Annotated in this window: 5 protein-coding genes; all 5 read left to right on the top strand. The window is 66.3% G+C overall.

The genetic code is table 11. The features are described 5' to 3' along the window. Positions 1–65 precede the first annotated feature (65 nt). Positions 66–581, top strand: a complete 516-nt coding sequence (gene tssB / locus FKP22_RS20530) for a type VI secretion system contractile sheath small subunit (protein WP_141289553.1) — start codon at positions 66–68, stop codon at positions 579–581. Between the two features lie 7 nt (positions 582–588). Next, positions 589–2073: a type VI secretion system contractile sheath large subunit gene (gene tssC, locus FKP22_RS20535; RefSeq protein ID WP_141289554.1), complete on the top strand. Its 1485-nt coding sequence runs from the start codon at positions 589–591 to the stop codon at positions 2071–2073. A 40-nt stretch (positions 2074–2113) separates the two neighbouring features. Continuing rightward, positions 2114–2632 (top strand): Hcp family type VI secretion system effector, encoded by a 519-nt coding sequence (locus FKP22_RS20540; protein ID WP_141289555.1) that lies wholly within the window; start codon positions 2114–2116, stop codon positions 2630–2632. Positions 2633–2808: 176 nt separating this feature from the next. After that, positions 2809–3294, top strand: a complete 486-nt coding sequence (gene tssE / locus FKP22_RS20545) for a type VI secretion system baseplate subunit TssE (RefSeq protein ID WP_170200986.1) — start codon at positions 2809–2811, stop codon at positions 3292–3294. A gap of 15 nt (positions 3295–3309) precedes the next feature. Next, positions 3310–5157, top strand: coding sequence for a type VI secretion system baseplate subunit TssF (tssF, locus tag FKP22_RS20550; RefSeq protein WP_141289557.1), 1848 nt, complete (start codon positions 3310–3312; stop codon positions 5155–5157). Positions 5158–5168 lie beyond the last annotated feature (11 nt).

Consider the following 5168-nt stretch of genomic DNA (forward strand, 5'->3'; position numbering starts at 1 on the left):
ACAAGCTCAAGTGAGCTCGCGCCCCGTCGTCACCCGCCTCCAACGCGCCGCAGAAGGAATCCGCCATGGCCAAGAAAGACAGCGTTCAGAAGCGACTTGAAAAAGTCCGCCCGCCCCGCGTGCAACTGACCTACGACGTGCAGGTTGGTGAAGCCATCGAGCAGAAGGAGCTGCCTTTCGTGGTGGGCGTGCTCGGCGAGTTCTCCGGCCAGGCCGATCCGGACAAGCCGCTGCCCAAGCTGAAGGACCGCAAGTTCATCAATGTCGACCTCGACAACTTCGACGACGTGATGGCCGGCATGGCGCCCAAGACCTCGTACCGCGTCAAGAACACGCTGACGGCCGACGGCGGCGAGTTCGGCGTGAACCTCGAGTTCAAGGCGATGGAAGACTTCCGGCCCGAGGCCGTGGTGCAACAGGTCGAGCCCCTGCGCAAGCTGCTGGAAGCACGCACCAAACTCTCGGACCTGCGCAACAAGCTGGCCGGCAACGAGAAGCTGGACGACTTGCTCACCGACGTGCTGTCGAACACCGAGAAGCTCAAGCAGCTCGGTACCGAATCCACCCCCGTTCAGGAGTGATGCCCGCATGACGCAGACCCTCACCGCAACGTCGGGCGGCACCACCCTGGCCGAGCCCAGCCTGCTCGACGAAATCGTCGCCCACAGCAAGGTTGCCCGCTCCGAGACCGAGCACACCCGCGCCAAGGACATCATTGCCGAACTCGTGCGCGAAGTGATGGCCGGCACCGTGGTGGTGTCGGACAACCTGAGCGTGACGCTGGATGCCCGAGTGGCCGAACTGGACGCGCTGATCTCCGCGCAGCTCAGCGAGGTCATGCACCACGCCGAGTTCCAGAAGCTGGAGTCCAGCTGGACCGGCCTGCAGTACCTCTGCCAGCACACCTCGACCGGCGCCGGCATGAAGATCCAGGTGCTGAACGCGACCAAGAAAGAGCTGGTCAAGGACTTCAAGACCGCGATCGACTTCGACCAGAGCGCGCTGTTCAAGAAGGTCTACGAAGAAGAGTTCGGCACCTTCGGCGGCGCCCCGTTCGGCGCCTTGATCGGCGACTTCGACATCTCCCGCCAGCCCGAGGACATGTACCTCGTCGAGCAGATGGCGCACGTGGCCGCTGCGGCGCATGCGCCGTTCATCAGCGCTGCGTCGCCCGAGCTGTTCGGCCTGGAGACATTCACGGACCTGGGCAAGCCGCGCGACCTGTCCAAGGTCTTCGACACCGTGGACTACGCCAAGTGGCGCTCGTTCCGCGAATCCGAGGATTCGCGCTACGTTGGCCTCACGGTACCGCGCTTCCTCGGCCGCCTGCCCTTCAACCCGAAGGACGGCACGGCCACCGAAGGCTTCAACTTCGTCGAGGAAGTGGACGGCACCGACCACGCCAAGTACCTGTGGGTCAACGCCGCCTATGCGATGGGCGCGCGCCTGACCTCGGCCTTCGAGAACTACGGCTGGTGTGCGGCCATCCGCGGCGTGGAAGGTGGCGGCCTGGTCGAGGACCTGCCGACCCACACTTTCAAGACCGATGAAGGCGAAGTGGCGCTGAAGTGCCCGACCGAAATCGCCATCACCGACCGGCGCGAAAAGGAGCTGAGCGACCTCGGCTTCATGCCGCTGGTGCACTGCAAGAACACCGACTACGCGGCCTTCTTCGGCACCCAGTCGACGCAGCGCGCCAAGAAGTACGACAGCGACTCGGCCAATGCCAACGCGGTGCTGTCGGCACAGCTGCAATACATGTTCAGCGTGTGCCGCATCGCCCACTACCTGAAGGCCATGATGCGCGACAAGATCGGCAGCTTTGCCTCCGGTCCGCACATCGAGGAATTCCTGAACCGCTGGATTCGCCAGTACGTGGTCGAGGACGACAACGCCACGCAGGAAACCAAGGCCACCTACCCGCTGCGCGAGGCCAAGGTGCAGGTCTCGGAAGTGCCGGGCCGCCCGGGCACCTACCGGGCGGTGTCTTTCATCCGACCCCACTTCCAGCTTGACGAGCTCTCCGTGTCCCTTCGTCTCGTCGCCGAGCTGCCGCAGTCCCAGAAGGGCTAATCATCACTAACGCTGTCATCTAACAGGAGCAAGAAAAACCATGAAAGACATTTACGTCAAGTTCGAAGGCGCGAGCGAGCTGCAAGGCGATAGCACCGACACCAAGCACGCCCAGGAAATCGAAGTCTCGACCTTCCAACACTTCGTGCGCCAGCCGAAGTCGTCGAGCGCTTCGTCGGCCGGCGGCCACACGGCCGAGCGCACCGAACACGGCGAAATGCTGTTCACCAAGGACATCGACAAGGCAACGTCCAAGCTGAACCGTGCCGCTTCCGCCGGCACCGTGTATCCCAAGGTCACCGTCACTTTCTACCGCGCCTACGGCGGCAAGAGCGCGACCTCGACCTCGCAATCCCGCGTCGATTACTACAAGATCGTGCTGGAAGACGTCGTCGTGTCGTCGGTCGCCACCGTGATCGAAGAAGGCGAACTGCCGGTCGAAACCTTCGGCCTGAAGTACGGCAAGATCACCTGGGAATACAAGCAGCACCGTCCGGACGGCTCGACCACGTCGACCGGCATGGCGGGCTGGGACCTGCGCAAGAATATCGCGGTCTGATCCTCCGGTCCTTGGACCGGCTTCCGGGAAGCCAGCGGGCCGGTATGGTCCGCCGCGCCTCCCGGCGGACCCAGGGCGGCCATGTGCCGCTCTTTTGCATTCAAGCCGGCCGCGTGCCGTGCGGCCTGCCCGGGCCGTGCCGCACGAGGCCGCAGTTCCAGGCTGGTTGTCGCCCCATGGATTTTTTCAGTCCCTCGCTGCTGGACAAGCTGCTCGGCGCAGACGCCGACGGCCAGCAACGCGCCACCAGCCCGCGCTGGTCGATCGAGCAGATCAAGGAATCCGTCGCCCGTGACATCGAGACCCTGCTCAACGCCCGCCCCGGCATCGCGCCCGAAGACCTGCAGGCCTTCCCGCAGCTCACGCGCTCGCTGCTGACCTACGGCCTGATCGACATCACCTCGCTGAACGTCGCCAGCGACCGGGACCGGCTGCGCATCACCGAATCCATCCGGCGCTCGCTGGCCGCCCATGAGCCGCGCCTGACGCAGGTGGAGGTGCAGGTGCGCGAAACGGCCAAGGTCGGCGCCGGCCTGTGCTTCTCGATCCGCGCCAAGCTGCAGCTGAGCCCGACGGCAGAGCCGGTCGCGTTCGACGCCATGCTGCAGCCCGGATCCAACCGCTACGCCGTGGCCCGCAGCGACCCGCGCGCCGCGCACTGATCACCGAGTTCGCCCATGCAGGACCTGCTGCCCCACTACGAACGCGAACTCGCCTTCCTGCGCACCCAGGCGGACGACTTCGCGCGCCGTTATCCGCGCATCGCCGGCCGGCTTTCGGTCAGCGGCGAGGTGCTGCAGGATCCGCACGTCGAGCGCATGATCCAGTCGTTTGCGCTGCTCAGCTCGCGCATCCACAAGCGGCTGGACGACGACTTCCCGCTGTTCACCGAGTCCTTCCTCGGCCTGCTTTACCCGCACTACCTGCGGCCCTTCCCGTCCTGCGCGATTGCCAGCTTCGACCTGGGTGGCGCCGCGGCCCAGATGAGCAAGGCCCAGGTGCTGCCGCGTGGCACGCCGCTGCACACCCGGCCGCTGCGCGGCGTGACCTGCCGCTTCCAAACCAGCACCGAAGTGCAGCTGCTGCCGCTGCGTGTCAGCGCGGCGCGTTTCCAGGGCGCGGTGATGGTGCCGGACGGCACCATCGTGCCACCGCAGACCACCGCGATGCTGTCCATCCAGCTGGAGCTGCTGTCGCCGCAGGCCAGCTTCGCCGGGCTGGGCATCGACAGCCTGCGCTTCTTCATCGACGGTGATCCTTCGCTGGTCACCGCGCTGCGCGAAGCCATGACCGGCAAGGTGCTGGCCACGCTGTTCCAGACCCAGGCCCTGGGCCCGTGGCAGGCCGCCCGCGGCGTGCTGCCGCAAGGCGCAGGCTTCGACGACGCCGAGGCGCTGATCGACTTCGACGCCCGCTCGCATCCGGCCTACCGCCTGCTGACCGAATACTTTGCGTTCCCGGAGAAGTTCAACTTCGTCGACGTGCCGCTGCCTGCCGGCGTGCTGCAGCAGGCCGGCCGCAGCCTCACGCTGCACTTCGCGCTGGGCGGCCTGCGGCCTGACAGCCATGAGTCGCGCATGCTGGAGCTGACCAGCGCGCGCAACACCGTGCTCGGCTGCGCGCCGGTCATCAACCTGTTCAGCACCCGGGCCGACCCGATTCGCATCACCCAGAGCCAGGCCACCTACCCGGTGCTGCCCGACGGCCGGCGCGCCTTCGGCCACGAGGTCTATGCGGTGGACCGGGTCTACCGTGTGCAGCAGACGGCCGAAGGCGAAGCGATCCAGGTCTTCAAGCCTTTCTACTCGCTGCAGCACGACGACCTGCTGCGCGAGGGCGAGGCCATGGGCCGCTACTGGTACACGCAGCGCCACCCGCTGGACGCCGGCCAGAGCCCGGGCTTCGAAACCGAGATCGGCCTGGTCGACCTGCACTTCAATCCCAGCCAGCCGCAGGCCGACACGCTGTCGCTGGACGTGCGCGCCACCAACCGCGACCTTCCCAGCCTGATGAGCATTGGCAGCCCCGGCGGTGACCTGTTCGCCGAAGGCGGCGGCAGCTGGCGCGAGATCAAGCTGCTGCGCAAACCCAGCGCCAGCCAGCGCTTCGAGGCCGACCGCGGCGCGCTGTGGCGGCTGATCTCGCACCTGTCGCTGAACCACCTCTCGCTGACCGCGGGCGGGCTGGACGCGCTGAAGGAAATGCTGCGCCTCTACGACCTGCCGCGCAGCGCCAACAACGAGCGCATGCTCGAAGGGCTGATCCGCGTGGAATACCGCGCCGCGCAGGCCTGCCTGCCGGGCAACCCGTTCGCCAGCTTCGTGCGTGGCACCGAGGTCCGGCTGACGGTCAACGAGCAGCACTTCGTCGGCAGCGGGCTGACGCTGTTTTCTCAGGTGCTGGACCGCTTTCTCGGCCTGTACGCCCACATCAACAGCTTCGTGCAGCTGAAGCTGATCTCCGAGCGCAGCGGCGAGGTGCTGATCACCTGCCCGCGGCGCACCGGTGACATGCCACTGCTCTGAGCTACCCGCCC

Origin of the sequence: Ideonella azotifigens, from assembly GCF_006519715.1 — a bacterium.
In the GTDB taxonomy this organism is placed as follows: Bacteria; Pseudomonadota; Gammaproteobacteria; order Burkholderiales; family Burkholderiaceae_C; genus Ideonella; species Ideonella azotifigens.

Bases quoted from the DNA above. Each gene is read 5' to 3' on its own strand.
- tssB (WP_141289553.1), top strand. From the start codon at position 66: ATGGCCAAGAAAGACAGCGTTCAGAAGCGACTTGAAAAAGTCCGCCCG.
- tssC (WP_141289554.1), top strand. From the start codon at position 589: ATGACGCAGACCCTCACCGCAACGTCGGGCGGCACCACCCTGGCCGAG.
- FKP22_RS20540 (WP_141289555.1), top strand. From the start codon at position 2,114: ATGAAAGACATTTACGTCAAGTTCGAAGGCGCGAGCGAGCTGCAAGGC.
- tssE (WP_170200986.1), top strand. From the start codon at position 2,809: ATGGATTTTTTCAGTCCCTCGCTGCTGGACAAGCTGCTCGGCGCAGAC.
- tssF (WP_141289557.1), top strand. From the start codon at position 3,310: ATGCAGGACCTGCTGCCCCACTACGAACGCGAACTCGCCTTCCTGCGC.